We start from the raw sequence: 15,835 nt of genomic DNA, 5'->3' as shown, positions 1-15,835 counted from the left end.
AAGAAGATTACAGTCCAATATTCCATATAGATGTATATGGAACAATAGGTGCCGCATTTAATTATGATACAAAAGCAATGGCTGATTATATAAAAACATTAGAAGAAGCAGCAAAACCATTCCATTTGAGAATAGAAGGACCAATGGACGTAGAAGAAAGACAAAAACAGATGGAAGCAATGAGAGATTTAAGAGCAGAATTAGATGGAAGAGGGATAAAAGTAGAATTAGTTGCAGATGAATGGTGCAACACAGTAGAAGACGTAAAATTCTTTACAGACAATAAAGCAGGACATATGGTACAGATAAAAACACCTGATTTAGGTGGAGTAAATAATATAGCAGATGCAATAATCTATTGTAAAGAACATGGTATGGGAGCATATTGTGGAGGAACATGTAACGAAACAAATAGATCTGCTGAAGTAACTACCAATATAGGTATGGCTTGTGGTGCAAAACAGGTACTTGCTAAACCTGGAATGGGCGTAGATGAAGGATATATGATAGTTAATAATGAAATGAATAGAGTTATTGCGCTAACAAATAGAAGAAAATAATTGTATTTTAATTGATAAAAAGGCAGTTTGCATTAAACTGCCTTTTTTATTAGCTTTAAGTTATTATGAAAAAATTTACATGAAATTATCAATGTGATAAAATACAATTAGTGACTGTAAAGTTGCAATTTGAAAATTATCAATACTAATAAAGTGGTGAAATTATATGTATAGTGCAATGTATGAAATAAGAGAATTTATACAAGATTTAATAGAAACAACGAGTTCAATTATTGAGTTTGATATTTATGTTATGGACAGTCATTTAGTAAGAGTGGCAGCTACTGGACTTTTTAAAGAATCCATAGGACAAGCACTTCCTAAAGGTTGTGCCAATGATTATGTTATAGAAAATGGAGAACCTCTAATTATTGACACTCCTAAGGGTAACAAGATATGTGACACGTGTCCAATTAAAACTTATGGAAAGTGTTTTAATGAATATTCTATTGCATATCCTATAAAAAATGATGGAAAGTGCATAGGAGCTATTACAATTATGTCTTTAACTTCTAAACTTAAAGAAAAACAAGTTAAAATAAGAAATCAACTTATTACATTTTTAGAAAGATTAGCTGAAGCTATTTTAACAAAAATAAAAGAAAAAGAAACAAAAGACAGATTAATAACGGTTTTAAATTCTATAAGTGAAGGCGTTGTCCTTACAGATACTTCAGGTGAAGTACTTCTATATAATAGTATTATGGAAGAAATATTAAATAACAGACATAATTTAAAAGAAATATTTGCAGAAAACTATTTTGAAAATATAATAAATGATTCTAAAGATGAAATTGATAAGGAATGGGAAGTTATTTTAAAGACATCAATTCCTAACAATAGAATGTTTGTAAGTGTGAAATTTATAAATAATAGTAATGAAAAAACAGACATTCTTTTTATATTTAAACACAAAAAAGATTTAACTAATATAGCATATAAGCTTTTAGCTGATGCTTCACATTTAAATATAAATCTTGACAGTATAAAAGGTAATAGTAAATTAATTAATCAGACTAAAAAACTTGCAACACAAGCAGCAAAATATGAATCTAATATTCTAATTTTGGGAGAGAGCGGAACAGGAAAAGAAGTATTTGCTAGGGCTATCCATAAAATGAGTAAAAGAAAAGATGAGCCTTTTATAGCTATAAATTGTGCTGCCATACCTGAAAATCTTCTTGAAAGTGAGCTTTTTGGATATGAAAGTGGAGCTTTTACAGGAGCAAATAAAGGAGGAAAGCCAGGAAAATTTGAACTTGCTAATGGAGGTACTATTTTTCTTGATGAAGTGGGAGATTTATCGTTGCATCTTCAGCCTAAGCTGCTTAGAGTCATAGAACAAGGGCAGTTAGAAAGAGTAGGGGGAGTAAAATCTATAAAATTAAATGTTAGGATAATTTCAGCTACTAATAAGGATCTTGAATCAATGGTAAAAAAAGAAGAATTCAGAAAAGACTTTTTTTATAGATTATGTGTAATACCTATAGTTATACCTCCACTTAGAAAACGTCCAGAAGATATAATTTTGCTTGCAGAATATTTTCTTGATAAATACAATAAAAGATTAAATAAAAATATACTTAATATATCTGAAGAGGTTAAAAAGCAGTTATTAATATATGATTGGCCAGGAAATGTAAGAGAGTTAGAAAATGTTATTGAATACTCTGTTAATATGGAAAATAAAGATGTGCTTACATTGCCATGTATGCCGAAAAAAATAAGTAATGAAAAAAAAGAAATTCAGTATAATAATTTGGAGTCCATAAGAAGGAAGTGCCTTGAGGAGTTATTAGTTAAACATGGAGGTACTCTTATGGGTAAACAAAAAATTGCAGAAGAGTTGGGTATAAGTCTTTCTACATTGTATAGGGATATAAAAAAATATAATCTATAAAGTCATAAGGCATATGAAAGAAAATAACTAGTCAAAGATGTTAGTATATTTTGTGTCAGACAAGGAAACAGGTTCCACTGATAGTTGTTCTATCAAAGGGTTCTGTTGACGTAGTATGATGCAAAATATACTAACATACTGACTAGTTATTTTTTTGAATATGCCTAAGTGAAATTCAAAATGAAAAGTCTATTGTCAAAATGACAATAGATTTTTTTATTGCAAAAACATGTGATAATGCGATATTATAGAGAAGTGTTCTTAAATTGACAAGTCATTTTGACAATATTAAACTCGGATACTGTGGCATATGTCTAAAATTTCAGAATTTTGATTTTGGCATGTTTGTTGCTAATATATATTAAGAAAATTCTAAAAAATAAAAAGGAGGGCAAACAGTAAATTAACTGAATTTCAGTCGAAATATGAGTTTTCATTAATTATATTAGGGGGAATAAAAATGAAACCAGTTATAGGTATATGTGCAGATTATTCTTACGGATTAAGTGGAGTTTATGAAGGATTTGGATGTGGATTTGATTATCAGCTAGCTGCTAACGATTATGTTAAAGCAGTTGAAAAATCAGGAGGAATTCCCATAATTATACCAGTCTTTAATGATAATAATAATGTTGAAAACGTTGTTGATATTGTAGATGGCATAATTTTTGCAGGTGGAGCAGATATTCAGCCTAAATACTATGGAGAAAATATAGGTAATAAAATAGGAAGAATTATTCCAGAAAGAGATAGTCAGGAATTACAATTAGCAAAAAACATTATTGAAAAAACTGAAATCCCTATTTTAGGAGTTTGCAGAGGATATCAATTGTTGAATGTAGTTTGTGGAGGGACGCTTTATCAGGATTTATCTGAAATCCCAATGGAATTAAGAAATAACAAAATTATAAATCATTCTATGAAGGGTTCTCCTAAATATAATCCAGTACATGAAGTTAAAATTAATGAAAGAAGTAAATTTTATAAAATTTTTAATAAAAAAAGTGTAGAAGTAAATTCTTATCATCATCAGGCAATAAAGGATGTAGCTAAGGTTTTTGATGTTGCGACTGTGTCACCAGATGGGATAATTGAGGCTATAGAGATGAAGAGTGAAGACAGATTTGTAGTGGGAGTTCAATGGCATCCTGAAATGTTAGGTGAACGTAATAGTGAACAGCTTTTGATATTTAAAGCACTTGTAAATGCTTGTAAAGAATATAAATTAGTTCACTGTGCTAGCTAAAGCTGTTAATGTTATTTTTAAGTTGAAAACAAACATTAGCAGTTAATATACTAAAGAATTTTAAATTACAAGGGGGTTGAAGAATGAGTGATAAAAATACTAGTTCAAATGAAAAGCTTGATCGTGGACTAGAAGAACGACATATTCAAATGATAGCACTAGGCGGTGCAATAGGTGTTGGTCTATTTTTAGGATCGGCGACAACTATTAAAATGGCAGGACCTGCGATTTTGCTGTCATATTTAGCCGGTGGAATTATTTTATTTATTATCATGCGTGCACTAGGTGAAATGGCAGTTGAACATCCAGTTGCAGGTTCATTTAGTGCTTATGCTAATGAATATATGGGACCACTCGCTGGATATTTAACAGGATGGACCTATTGGTTAAACTGGGTTTCGTGTTGTATGGCGGAACTTACTGCAATAGGAATTTATATTAACTTCTGGTTTCCGGGGATTCCTAAATGGGGATCAGCTCTTACAGCTCTTGTCATTATGGTATTTGTAAACTTAGTTGCAGTAAAAGCTTTTGGAGAATGTGAGTTTTGGTTTGCTCTTATAAAAGTTGTTGCTATTATTCTCATGATTGTGGTAGGCGTAGTCATGATTGTAACTGGAATAGGTAATGCAGGAAAGCCTATTGGTTTTTCAAATTTATGGACTAATGGAGGATTTTTCCCTAATGGAATAAAAGGACCTGTTAGTGCTTTGGCATTGGTTACTTTTGCTTTCTTTGGTACTGAGCTTATAGGTATTACTGCTGGTGAGGCGAAGAATCCAGAAAAAACTATACCATCAGCTATTAATAAAGTTTTTTGGAGAATTTGTATATTCTATGTAGGAGCATTAACAGTAATTATGTGTCTTTATCCATGGAATAAAATAGGGGTAATTGGCAGTCCGTTTGTTTTAACATTTAGTAAACTTGGTATTAAATCTGCAGCTGGAATTATAAACTTTGTTGTGTTAACAGCGGCATTGTCCGGATGTAATAGTGGTATTTATACAACAGGACGTATGGTATATAACTTGTCTCTTCAAGGTTCAGCGCCAAAAATTTTTGAAAAAGTTAGCAAGAGACATGTTCCTATGAATGCAATTTTAGCATCTTCAGCATGTATGCTAATTGGTGTTATACTTAACTATTTTCTTCCAGGTAAAGTGTTTGTGTATCTTGCTAGTATTGCAACCTTTGCAGGGTTATTTGCATGGTTTATGATAGTTTTAGTACAAATAAAGTTTAGAAAGACTCTTACACCTGAACAAGTAAAAAAATTAAAATTCCCAATGAAGATGTACCCTTATACAAACTATTTTGCGTTAGTATACTTAGTATTTGTATTTTTGGTAATGGCACTTAGTCCTGATACTTTAATAGCTGTTATTGTAGGACCAATATGGCTTATAGGTTTAACTGCTTGCTATTATATATTTGGCTTAAATAAAAATAAGCATCCTAATGTAGAAGGTGAGTTAAACAAGGATAATAGTGAAAATATGTAAAATTACATAGTAAATTCAAAATGAAAAGTTTGTTGTCAAAATGACAACGAGCTTTTTTCGTTATTCTTACAAATGCAAATATGATATTTTGTATTTTATTTTCAAAATGATAAGTCGTTTTGAAAATAAAATATAAAAATAACAACGAAATTAGGAAAAATCTACGAATTCAGGGATTGGCATGTTTATTGCTATTATATATAGATAGCATAGAGGTTATTTTTAATTTTGAAGGGAGGATATGTAGTACATAATATAAAAGACACCAAGCATTACATTTAGTATTATATTCTAATTTATTAAAAAATTATTAGGGAAATAGGGGGAATAAATAATGAAACCAGTTATAGGTATATGTGCAGATTATTCTTATGAATTAAAAGGAGTTTATGAAGGCTTTGGAAGTGGATTTGAATATCAACTTGCTACAAATGATTACATTAAAGCGGTTGAAAAAGCAGGGGGAATGCCTGTAATTATACCCGTATTTAGTGATAGCGACAATATTCAAAATATTATTGATATTGTAGATGGTCTGATTTTTGCAGGTGGAGCTGATATTGAACCAAAGTATTATGGAGAAAATGTAGGAGATAAAATAGGCAATATTATTCCAGAGAGAGACAAACAGGAATTACAATTGGCCAGAAATATTATTGAAAATAGTAAAGTTCCTATTTTAGGAGTTTGCAGAGGATACCAACTTTTAAATGTGGTTTGTGGGGGAACTCTTTATCAAGATTTATCTCAAGTTAAATCAGAATTAAGAAACGATAATTTTATAAATCATTCTATGAAGGGGTCACCAAAATATAATCCAGTACATGAAGTTAGTGTCAACAAAAAAAGCAAGTTCTATAAAATTTTTAATAAAGAAAAGCTAGACGTAAATTCTTATCATCATCAAGCTATAAAAGATGTAGCTGATACATTTAATGTAGCTACTATAGCACCAGATGGAATAGTAGAAGCTATAGAGATGAAAGGCGATAGGTTTGTATTAGGGGTACAATGGCATCCTGAAATGTTAGGCGAACGTAATGAGGAACAGCTTTTAATATTTAAAGCATTAGTAAATGCTTGTAAGGAAAATAAGTTAGCTAATTGTGCTAGTTAAATGCTAGCATGTTAAGATATAAGAAATAAAAGCTATGAAATTAAGGTATTAAACTTACTTTCACAGCTTTTAAAATTAAAAATATAACTTAATAATTTGTTCAAATTTATTTTACTACATCATCCATAGAATATAATCCTGTACTTTTTCCATACATAAACTGACAGGCTTTTAGAGCTCCAATAGCAAACACATCTCTTGACATAGCGGTATGCTTTAATTCAATAATTTCACCTTGACCTGCAAATATAACTTCATGGTCACCAACTATAGAACCGCCTCTTATTGCATGAATACCTATTTCGTTATGATTTCGTTTTGATATACCTTCTCTTCCATAAGTAAATGTAGTTTCTTCAGGTATAGAGTCTTTTATAGTATTTCCAAGTAGAAGAGCAGTACCACTTGGAGCATCAACTTTTTGATTATGATGCTTTTCTATTATTTCAATATCAAAATCTTTATATAATAGTTCGCTTATATTCTTTAGAACTTTATTTATTACATTAATTCCTATGGACATATTAGCTGAACGGAATACAGGTATTTTCTTTGATGCTTCATTTATTTGTGCAATTTGTTCCTTAGAGTATCCTGTAGTACAAAGTACAATTGCAATATTTTTTTCTTTGCTGTATTTAAGTAGTCCTTCTAATGCATCTGGTCTTGAAAAATCTAAAATAACATCAGCATCAACATTGCAAAGTGATATATTAGAAAACACAGGAAAAGTAGTTTTTTCAGTATTCTTATCTATACCAGCTGCAATGCTTAAATCAGTAGAATTAGCTGCAAGTTTAGATATTACTTTGCCCATTTTACCATTGCATCCACTTAATATAATTTTAACCATTAAAAAGCCTCCTTACTTTAAAAGTCCATAGTTTTTAAGTTCTTTTTTCAAGACATCCAAGTTATCTTTAGCCATATCACAAAGTGGAAGTCTTAAATTGCCAACATTCATTCCTAAAACATTCATAGCTGTTTTAACAGGTATTGGGTTTGTTTCTATGAATAATGCATTTGTTAAAGCTAAAGAATCTAATTGTATTTTTAATGCTTCTTTTACTTTACCATTTAAGAATAATTCACACATATCATGTGTATCTTTAGGAATTACATTTGCAAGTACAGAGATAACACCAATTCCGCCTAAAGCCATTATAGGAACTATTTGATCATCATTTCCGGAATATATGTCAAGCTTATCACCACAAAGAGCTTTTATTTGAGCTATTTGACTTATATTTCCGCTAGCTTCTTTAACAGCAACTATATTGTCTAATTCACACAATACCTTTAATGTTTTTGGAAGGATATTTAATCCTGTTCTTCCAGGTACATTATAGATAATAATAGGGCTCTTAACACTAGTTGCAATAGCTTTAAAGTGCTCAATAAGACCTTTTTGTGTAGTCTTATTGTAGTAAGGCGTTATTACTAAAAGTCCATCTACTCCTATACTTTCTGCCCACTTACTCATATTAATAGATGCAGCAGTATTATTTGATCCTGTACCTGCTATTACTGGTATTCTTTTTTTAACTACATCTACGGTAAATTTAATTGCTTCTTTTCTCTCTTGTTCAGACATAGTAGAACCTTCACCAGTAGTTCCACAAACTACTATAGCATCTGTACCAGATTTAATATGCCATTCAAGAAGCTCTTCTAACTTCTTAAAATCAACGCATCCATCCTTAAAAGGAGTAATGATAGCAACAGCTGAACCTTTGAATAAACTCATACAAACACCTCATTTTTTTTATTTATATATTATAAATAATTTTATTTTAAATTATTTATTTCCATTTACAATGCACTCAGCAATTTGTATTGCATTAGAAGCAGCACCTTTTCTTATATTATCTGCTACAACCCATAGGTTTAGACCATTATCTAAGCTGAAATCTCTTCTTAATCTTCCAACGTAAACTTCATCATGACCTGCAGCTTCTATAGGCATTGGATAAACAAGATTATCTACATCATCTTTTAATATAATGCCTTCAGCATTTTTATAAAGAGAGAAGATATCTTTTATATCAAATTCTTTATTTAACTCTACATTTATACTTTCACTATGACCATATACAACAGGAACTCTTACTGTAGTAGCTGTTATTTTTAAATTATCATCATGTAATATTTTTTTCGTTTCATCTATCATTTTCATTTCTTCTTTTGTATATCCGTTTTCTAAAAATACATCTATATGTGGTAAAACATTACCTGCTATAGCATAAGGAAATTTCTTAGGTGCCACACCTTTATAACCTTCAACTAAATCGTTATATCCTCCCATACCAGCACCAGATACTGCTTGATAAGTAGAATAAATTATCCTTTTAATACCATATTTGTTATATAAAGGTTTTAAAGATACAACTGCTTGTATTGTAGAACAGTTAGGATTAGCTATTATTCCTTTATTCCATTTAATATCTTCAGGATTTACTTCGGGAACTACTAAAGGTACCTCAGGATCCATTCTCCAAGCGCTGCTATTATCTATAACAGTAGTACCGTACTTTGCAAAAATAGGTGCAAATTCCTTACTTACGCTGCCCCCTGCAGAAAATAAGGCAAAATCTATTTTCTTATTTTTTATGTTATCTTCTTTTAGTTCTTCAACAGTGATGTCTTCATCTTTAAATTTTAATACTTTACCAGCAGACTTTACAGATGCAAAAAAGTAAATTTTATCTACTGGAAAATTTCTTTCAACTAGTATTTCTATAAACTTTCGTCCAACCATTCCTGTACAACCAACTACTGCTACGTTATAATTCATTTTAAATGCCCCCTAAAACTTATTTTAATTAATATTATATAACGGCTATTAATAAAAATATATACTTTTTTATTAGTATTAGAATCTTATATAATTATTATATTATAATTTTTTTATATGTTTATTGCTAAATGTGCTTAAAATTTGCAAAAAATGCTTTATAACATAAAAATGCAATTTTATATTATGAGTAAATGAAAATAAAATATATAAATTTAACATATTTATGTTTTATTAAAGACAATTTGGTATAAAATTAAAATGTAAACATATATTATGTAGTTTGGTTAAAAAAGAGTAAGTATGAAGGAGGTATCTTTCTTTGAATATTAAAAAGTTGTTATCTTTGATTGTTGTTTTAATTTTAACTTCAACATCATTGTTAACAGGATGTAATAAACAAAAAAAAGTTGAAACTGTTAAAAGGGAAATTGATAAAACTCAATATTTAAATTTAACCTTAGATGGTGAACCAAAAACTTTGGATCAATCTAAAGCCAAGGAGCGCAGTTCTTTTCAAATATTATCAGAAATAAATGAATCGCTTACAAGGATAGAGACGGATTCATCAGGCAAAGAAATGGTAAAGCAAGCTGGGGCAGAAAGCTGGGAAATATCAGAGGATAGGTTAAAGTGGATTTTTCATATTAGAGACAATCAATGGTCTGATGGTAAAAAAGTAACTGCAAAAGATTATGAATATGGCATAAAAAGAACTTTAGATCCTGAGATTCAATCTTCAAGTGCTTTTCTATTATATGCTATAAAGGGTAGTAAAAAGTATAATGATATTAAAATAAATGGGAATAAAAGTATATCACCTGATGTTTTAGGAGTAAAAGCATTAAATGATAAAACTTTAGAAATAGATTTAGAATATCCTTGTGCGTATTTTACTAATATAACAAGTTCCGTAGCTATGCAACCTCAAAGAAAAGATATAGTTGAAAAGTACAAGGATAAGTATGGAACTGACACAGATAAGATGGTATTTTGTGGTCCTTTCACTATAAAGCAGTGGATTCATAATGATAGAATTGAACTTTATAAAAATGAAAAATACTGGGATTCAAAAAGCGTAAAGTTACAAAAAGCAAATTTTAAAATTTTTAAACAAAATAATACTATTATTGGAGAACTATCAAATGGCTCTTTGGATATGGCTCAAATTACAAATATAGAGTTTAAAAATAAAATAAAAAAAGAATCAAAATTTGATTTAATAAAAAAGTCACAGCCAACTACTGATTTTGAATTCTTTAATGAAAAAAGCAAGTTATTTTCTAATGTAAATATAAGAAAAGCATTTTCCTTAGCTATAGACAGAGAGGATGTTTCTAAAACATTATGGAAGGGTTTATACATGCCGGCATATGCTTTTGTTCCACCTTCACTTCAAATAGGAAAAGAAGATTTTAGAGAAAAATCTAATTTTGAGCCAATAAAGAAATTAAAAGATGATAGTGGTAATCCAAGAAAACTTTTAGAACAAGGATTAAAAGAACTTGGAATGGATACTGATCCATCAAAAATAACAATAAAGTATATACAACCTGGAATGGATGCAAAACAAAAGGATATAGCAGAATTTTTTAAAAAAATGTATGAAAAGAACTTAGGAATAAATATAAAAATAGAATATGCAGATAAAGATAACTTTAGCAAAAAGTTAGAAAGTGGTGATTATGAGTTAGGATCTATGACCTGGTTTGCTGATTATAATGATCCTATGGCAGAGTTCTATTTATGGACTACAGGTTCAAATATAATTTCTACAAATTGGTCTAACAATAAATATGATAGTTTAATTATTAATGCAGCAAGTTTAAGTGAAAACAAAAATGAAGATAGATTTAATAACTTCAAGCAAGCCGAAAATATACTGCTTGTGCAGGATGTAGTAATAGCGCCTACAGTATATAGAAGCAAAGAAGTGTATAAATATAAATATGTAAAAAACGTAATGTTTACACTGTTTGGAGCACCTTATGAAATAAAATATGCATATACGGAAGGAAGATAGTAGTAATAACTAACTTTGAATTTTATGCATAAAGAATCCCTTTCATGTAAAAAATAATTAAAAGAAAGGGTGGGATATTTATGGGTAAAACTCCTTTAAAAAAAGTAATAAAAGCTAAGCTTAAATCTCATAAAGAGTTAAGTGATGAAGAGAAACTTAGAGAAAAAATGAAATATGAAATAGCTCACGAGTTAGGTTTGGATATTAAGGTTAAGGAGCATGGTTGGGGGGCACTTACCTCAGAGGAGACAGGTAGAATAGGAGGAATAATGACTAAAAGAAAGAAACAGTATAATCTTCCTAGCAATAAAGCAATTTTAGAAAAAGAGCAAAGTCAATAATATAAAGTTTTTCTATAAAACTTATGTTATTGACTTATACTCTAAAAGTATATAATATTAATTGATGATATATAAGTATTATTTTGAGAGGAACTAAAAATGGATTGTTATAAAGATTTTGCGCATATTTACGATGAGCTTATAAATAAGGATATAGATTATAAAAGCTGGGTACAAACTATATTAAAAAATTGTGATGAATTAAATGTTAATAGAAAAGATTATTTAGATATGGGATGTGGTACAGGAAATATAACTGAGCTTATAGCACCAAGGTTTATCTGCTCTTGGGCGGTAGATTTGTCTTATGATATGCTTACAGAGGCAGAAACAAAGATGAGGAGTAAGGGTATAAAAGTTAAGTTTGTTTGTCAGGATATAACTCAGTTGAACTTAAATAAAAAGTTTGATCTTATAACATGTTGTCTTGATTCTACAAACTATATATTAGAGGAAGAAAAATTAATAGGATATTTTAAAGGAATATATAATCATTTAAAAGATGATGGTATATTTATATTTGATATGAATTCTTATTATAAACTTGCAACGATACTAGGAAATAACGTTTATAATTATGATGATGAAAATGTAACTTACATATGGGAAAATTTTTTGGATAATGATATCGTGGACATGTATTTAACCTTTTTTGTAAAACATGGACAACATTATAATAGATTTGATGAAGAACATAGTGAAAGGGCTTATAAGCATGAAAAAATTTGCGAGCTTTTAAAATCATGTGATTTACAACTTGTAAAAGTTATGAATAATTATGAAGAAAAAATTATAAATGATGAAGCAGAAAGAATAACTTATGTGGTAAAAAAGTGTAGTTAGTTTTTACTATACTATATAAAAATAAGTTTGAGTTATATAAAAAGAGGAGGATTTTTAGTTATGAAAGATAAATTAGTTAGAGCAGTAGCTAGTAATGGAGATATAAGAATAATAGCAGCTACCACTACAGAGCTTGTTAATGAAGGAGTAAAAATCCATAAGTGTGCACCTACAGCGGCAGCAGCACTAGGAAGAATGCTTACAGCAGGAAGCCTTATGGGATCAATGCTAAAATCAAAAAATGATACGTTAACTCTTAAAATTTCTGGAGGAGGAGAAGCTAAAGCAATAGTTGTTACATCATATTCAGATGCAAGAGTAAAAGGATATATTGGAAATCCATTGGTAGATTTACCTGCTAATAGTAGAGGAAAATTAGATGTAGGTGGAGCTGTAGGCAAAAATGGAGATCTTGTAGTTATAAGAGATATGGGATTAAGGGAACCTTATATTGGTCAAGTGCCTATCCGTACAGGTGAGATAGGTGATGATTTAGCTTATTATTTTACTGTTTCAGAACAGACTCCATCAGCTGTTGGGTTAGGTGTGCTTGTAGATACGGATTTAAGTATAAAAGCAGCAGGTGGGTTTATAATACAAATGATGCCAGAAGCAAATGAACTTACTGCAGATTTAGTAACATATAGACTACAGGAGATACCATCTATAACAGAGATGATAACTAAGGGAATGAATATAGAAGAAATTCTTAATTACATTTTTGAAGGTATGGATTTAAAAATATTAGAAAGCACTACACCTTATTATAAATGTGATTGCTCAAAGGAAAAAGTTGAGAAGGCATTAATAAGTATAGGATTGAAAGATTTGCAAGAAATATATGATGAAGGAAAAGATGAGGAACTTAATTGTAATTTTTGCAATAAATCTTATGTATTTAAACATGATGATATAGGAAAACTTATAGAATCAGCCAGTAAATAGTGGAGAATGTTAAGTTCTCCAACTTTTTTATATTTGGGACATAATCTCAAAAGGTATGTTAACACTTTATTACAAATCAACCAGAAAAATTTTTTATTTCATATAAAAAAATAGTTGACAATATTTAAGTTAGATTATATAATATTAATTGTCGTAAGTGATGATATTTGGGCGCATAGCTCAGCTGGGAGAGCATCTGCCTTACAAGCAGAGGGTCACAGGTTCGAGCCCTGTTGTGCCCACCAAATATGGCCCAGTGGCTCAGCTGGTTAGAGTGCTGGCCTGTCACGCCAGAGGTCGAGGGTTCGATCCCCTTCTGGGTCGCCATAAGTGGCTGGATAGCTCAGTCGGTAGAGCAGAGGACTGAAAATCCTCGTGTCCCTGGTTCGATTCCTGGTCCAGCCACCAATATTAAATTGAAATGCGGGAGTGGCTCAGTGGTAGAGCGTCACCTTGCCAAGGTGAACGTCGCGAGTTCGAATCTCGTCTTCCGCTCCAATATGGCGCTATAGCCAAGTGGTAAGGCAGAGGTCTGCAAAACCTTTATCCCCAGTTCAAATCTGGGTGGCGCCTCCAATTTAATAGCGGTAATTAAAAATAGTTTATACTGTAAGTTAATTGACAGTATAAACTTTTTTTTTATACGTTATTTGAAATATAGTACTTCACAATATAAGAATACCAAGATGTTCAATATTAATATATTATATTTTCTTTTTTACAGTCATCGGATATAGAAAATCTTTTTAAATCTATATTGTTAAAAGTTCTAATTTCATTTAAAGCTTTTGATAAGTACTCATCTTTAAATTTAAATTGACATTCATATTTAACTTCACTATTTATGGAATATTCTATGTGAGATGGAGTAATTTCAACTATGTATAATGGAAATAAGTGTTTTATGCTCTTATTTATTAAAGCGTATTGATATATAGAAGTATCTACTATTTGACCATTATATACATTGAAACAATGAGCAAATAGACGCTTGTATCCATTTACTTCCACATTAAGGACTCCTCTTATAGAAGGAATATCGAGATCAAGTTTTTTTCCAAGTTGATAAATAAAACTAGATAATATAGGAGCGTTATTTAAAATTTGATATTTGTTTATGCAGTATTTGCATATAGTATTCATTAATTCTTTTTCTTGTAAATCCATAAAAACCTTCCTTTTTAATTTTCGATTATAAAAATACTGCCTCTATCTATTAATTTTCCACTGCTTAAAAAAATAGGTTTTATATTATACTTATTCAAAAAATTTATTACTTCATTACCATATAGATAATTATTTAAGTTGCCATAGAATGCCATAGTATTTTTATCTAAAAGACCGCAGCAACCACCTATAAAACCATAGTTTAATCCTGGAAGTAATATATCTTTAGGGGGAAGTAGAAGTACATCTATATTTTCGGCAAGTAAAGCTTTAGCTATAGATTTATCACTAGTCATAACAGCTTTTTCATTTACAATAGCGGTAGAGCACTTAGTATAACCCTGCCTAACATTTATAAGTTTTTTGTTTTTTACATAAAGCATAAGATTAGGATCTGTATATTTTAAGTTGTGAACAAATAAATTAGGCATATTAACACTATTTAAAAAGATATCATAAGGATACTTTTCTTCAAGACTATTTTGTGAGAAAACCACTTTGAAATTCATGGAAGTTAGCTTATTTATAAATTCTTTATTAATATCCTTGTGAACCATTATTGTATCATCAGAAATTATATGTAAAAGAATATCGGGATGTCCACATACTGCCTCATATAATAAGTCTGATGGTGGACATATCAATACTTCATATCCTAAATTCATAAGATTATTTTTTTCTTCAAAACTTGTTCTAAAGTCTACAATAGCATATTTCATTATTTCATGCACCTCTTTTTATTCAATAGATTACTATATATTATAACTTTAATTTATAGTATAAGCATAATGCGACGCAAAGGTGCAGTAGTAGTTTGGATTTTAACTTTTACTCCATGATATATGGTAAGTGTTTCATCACTGCTAAATGTTTTAATTATTCTAAAGCTCGAAATTTTTGAAAGCCTAAGAACTTTGTCAAACTCGGTTCCCTCAAACAGGACTAAAGTTCTAAGGCTTTCAAAAATTTTGAACTAAGAATAATACTAAAACAATTTAGCTAATGTGATGAAACACTTACCATATATCACTACATAAAAGTTAAAATCCAAACTAGTAACTTCAAGCGTACGCATATAATTAAATTGTCATAAGTTATTTTCTATTTTGCATAAATATTTCGAAAGAGATTGATCATAATGTATTATAAGCAATTTTTAATATTAAAATTACAATAGTTACTACACAACTTTTTAGGTGGAGGGAGCTTTGAATATATGGTGTATAAAAGCTTTTGAGTGAATTTAGGAGATCTTATGTCTAAAATTTAAAAAATCTCGTAATTTGAATCAGGATGATTCAAGCCGCGAAAGTCCCAGGACGGGACATTTGAGCGGGTAGAGATTTTTTGAATTTTAGGCATTAGAGCTCCTTAATAAACGGTCAGCTTTTATA

The 15,835-nt window shown here is 29.8% G+C and carries 14 protein-coding genes and 5 tRNA genes; 14 read left to right on the top strand and 5 right to left on the bottom strand.

Features of this window, described 5'->3' with window-relative positions; translation table 11 throughout:
- The 5 genes from HBE96_RS15575 to HBE96_RS15555 all read left to right on the top strand — a co-directional run.
- On the top strand, window positions 1-560 hold a 560-nt coding region (locus tag HBE96_RS15575; RefSeq protein WP_169298658.1), incomplete at its 5' end, for a methylaspartate ammonia-lyase.
- Between the two features lie 166 nt (window positions 561-726).
- Window positions 727-2,460, top strand: coding sequence for a sigma 54-interacting transcriptional regulator (locus HBE96_RS15570; RefSeq protein WP_169298657.1), 1,734 nt, complete (start codon window positions 727-729; stop codon window positions 2,458-2,460).
- Between the two features lie 460 nt (window positions 2,461-2,920).
- Entirely contained in the window at window positions 2,921-3,706 is a 786-nt protein-coding gene (locus HBE96_RS15565) for a gamma-glutamyl-gamma-aminobutyrate hydrolase family protein (protein WP_169298656.1), read from the top strand.
- Between the two features lie 83 nt (window positions 3,707-3,789).
- Window positions 3,790-5,211 carry an amino acid permease gene (locus HBE96_RS15560; protein ID WP_169298655.1) on the top strand — a complete coding sequence of 474 codons (1,422 nt, stop codon included), beginning with the start codon at window positions 3,790-3,792 and terminating at the stop codon, window positions 5,209-5,211.
- 334 nt (window positions 5,212-5,545) lie between these two features.
- Window positions 5,546-6,328, top strand: a complete 783-nt coding sequence (locus HBE96_RS15555; protein ID WP_169298654.1) for a gamma-glutamyl-gamma-aminobutyrate hydrolase family protein — start codon at window positions 5,546-5,548, stop codon at window positions 6,326-6,328.
- 106 nt (window positions 6,329-6,434) lie between these two features.
- Here the strand turns inward: HBE96_RS15555 and dapB are convergent, their stop codons facing one another.
- From dapB to HBE96_RS15540, 3 genes are read right to left on the bottom strand one after another with little or no spacing between them, the layout of a single operon-like run.
- A complete protein-coding gene (gene dapB, locus HBE96_RS15550; protein ID WP_169298653.1) occupies window positions 6,435-7,181 on the bottom strand; it encodes a 4-hydroxy-tetrahydrodipicolinate reductase in 747 nt (248 codons plus the stop codon).
- A gap of 12 nt (window positions 7,182-7,193) precedes the next feature.
- Window positions 7,194-8,075, bottom strand: coding sequence for a 4-hydroxy-tetrahydrodipicolinate synthase (gene dapA / locus HBE96_RS15545; protein ID WP_169298652.1), 882 nt, complete (start codon window positions 8,073-8,075; stop codon window positions 7,194-7,196).
- A gap of 51 nt (window positions 8,076-8,126) precedes the next feature.
- Window positions 8,127-9,122 carry an aspartate-semialdehyde dehydrogenase gene (locus HBE96_RS15540; protein ID WP_169298651.1) on the bottom strand — a complete coding sequence of 332 codons (996 nt, stop codon included), beginning with the start codon at window positions 9,120-9,122 and terminating at the stop codon, window positions 8,127-8,129.
- Window positions 9,123-9,444: 322 nt separating this feature from the next.
- Between HBE96_RS15540 and HBE96_RS15535 the strand changes: the two genes are divergently transcribed.
- The 9 genes from HBE96_RS15535 (at window position 9,445) to HBE96_RS15495 (ending at window position 13,850) form a co-directional block, all read left to right on the top strand.
- A complete protein-coding gene (locus HBE96_RS15535) occupies window positions 9,445-11,145 on the top strand; it encodes a peptide ABC transporter substrate-binding protein (RefSeq protein ID WP_169298650.1) in 1,701 nt (566 codons plus the stop codon).
- An 80-nt stretch (window positions 11,146-11,225) separates the two neighbouring features.
- Window positions 11,226-11,486 (top strand): alpha/beta-type small acid-soluble spore protein, encoded by a 261-nt coding sequence (locus HBE96_RS15530; protein ID WP_169298649.1) that lies wholly within the window; start codon window positions 11,226-11,228, stop codon window positions 11,484-11,486.
- Window positions 11,487-11,585: 99 nt separating this feature from the next.
- Window positions 11,586-12,329: a class I SAM-dependent DNA methyltransferase gene (locus HBE96_RS15525; RefSeq protein WP_169298648.1), complete on the top strand. Its 744-nt coding sequence runs from the start codon at window positions 11,586-11,588 to the stop codon at window positions 12,327-12,329.
- 60 nt (window positions 12,330-12,389) lie between these two features.
- On the top strand, window positions 12,390-13,274 hold the full coding sequence (gene hslO / locus HBE96_RS15520) for an Hsp33 family molecular chaperone HslO (protein ID WP_169298647.1): 885 nt from the start codon (window positions 12,390-12,392) through the stop codon (window positions 13,272-13,274).
- Window positions 13,275-13,443: 169 nt separating this feature from the next.
- Window positions 13,444-13,519: transfer RNA gene (locus HBE96_RS15515), tRNA-Val, on the top strand.
- 5 nt (window positions 13,520-13,524) lie between these two features.
- A tRNA-Asp gene (locus HBE96_RS15510) sits at window positions 13,525-13,601 on the top strand.
- 5 nt (window positions 13,602-13,606) lie between these two features.
- Window positions 13,607-13,682, top strand: a tRNA-Phe gene (locus HBE96_RS15505).
- Between the two features lie 15 nt (window positions 13,683-13,697).
- A tRNA-Gly gene (locus HBE96_RS15500) sits at window positions 13,698-13,772 on the top strand.
- A 4-nt stretch (window positions 13,773-13,776) separates the two neighbouring features.
- Window positions 13,777-13,850, top strand: a tRNA-Cys gene (locus HBE96_RS15495).
- A gap of 120 nt (window positions 13,851-13,970) precedes the next feature.
- Here the strand turns inward: HBE96_RS15495 and HBE96_RS15490 are convergent.
- Both HBE96_RS15490 and HBE96_RS15485 read right to left on the bottom strand, forming a co-directional pair.
- Entirely contained in the window at window positions 13,971-14,441 is a 471-nt protein-coding gene (locus HBE96_RS15490; protein WP_169298646.1) for a hypothetical protein, read from the bottom strand.
- Between the two features lie 14 nt (window positions 14,442-14,455).
- Window positions 14,456-15,160, bottom strand: coding sequence for a DUF6873 family GME fold protein (locus HBE96_RS15485; RefSeq protein WP_169298645.1), 705 nt, complete (start codon window positions 15,158-15,160; stop codon window positions 14,456-14,458).
- Window positions 15,161-15,835: the final 675 nt, after the last annotated feature.

Origin of the sequence: Clostridium muellerianum, from assembly GCF_012926525.1 — a bacterium.
GTDB classification, from domain to species: domain Bacteria; phylum Bacillota; class Clostridia; order Clostridiales; family Clostridiaceae; genus Clostridium_AM; species Clostridium_AM muellerianum.
Note: the sequence above shows the minus strand (reverse complement) of the source record. Positions and strands in the feature narration are given on the sequence as shown.

Excerpts from the sequence above, each read along its gene's own strand:
- HBE96_RS15490 (WP_169298646.1), bottom strand. The coding sequence starts at position 14,441 with ATGGATTTACAAGAAAAAGAATTAATGAATACTATATGCAAATACTGC.
- HBE96_RS15570 (WP_169298657.1), top strand. The coding sequence starts at position 727 with ATGTATAGTGCAATGTATGAAATAAGAGAATTTATACAAGATTTAATA.
- HBE96_RS15565 (WP_169298656.1), top strand. The coding sequence starts at position 2,921 with ATGAAACCAGTTATAGGTATATGTGCAGATTATTCTTACGGATTAAGT.
- hslO (WP_169298647.1), top strand. The coding sequence starts at position 12,390 with ATGAAAGATAAATTAGTTAGAGCAGTAGCTAGTAATGGAGATATAAGA.
- HBE96_RS15560 (WP_169298655.1), top strand. The coding sequence starts at position 3,790 with ATGAGTGATAAAAATACTAGTTCAAATGAAAAGCTTGATCGTGGACTA.
- dapA (WP_169298652.1), bottom strand. The coding sequence starts at position 8,075 with ATGAGTTTATTCAAAGGTTCAGCTGTTGCTATCATTACTCCTTTTAAG.
- dapB (WP_169298653.1), bottom strand. The coding sequence starts at position 7,181 with ATGGTTAAAATTATATTAAGTGGATGCAATGGTAAAATGGGCAAAGTA.
- HBE96_RS15555 (WP_169298654.1), top strand. The coding sequence starts at position 5,546 with ATGAAACCAGTTATAGGTATATGTGCAGATTATTCTTATGAATTAAAA.
- HBE96_RS15540 (WP_169298651.1), bottom strand. The coding sequence starts at position 9,122 with ATGAATTATAACGTAGCAGTAGTTGGTTGTACAGGAATGGTTGGACGA.
- HBE96_RS15525 (WP_169298648.1), top strand. The coding sequence starts at position 11,586 with ATGGATTGTTATAAAGATTTTGCGCATATTTACGATGAGCTTATAAAT.
- HBE96_RS15530 (WP_169298649.1), top strand. The coding sequence starts at position 11,226 with ATGGGTAAAACTCCTTTAAAAAAAGTAATAAAAGCTAAGCTTAAATCT.
- HBE96_RS15485 (WP_169298645.1), bottom strand. The coding sequence starts at position 15,160 with ATGAAATATGCTATTGTAGACTTTAGAACAAGTTTTGAAGAAAAAAAT.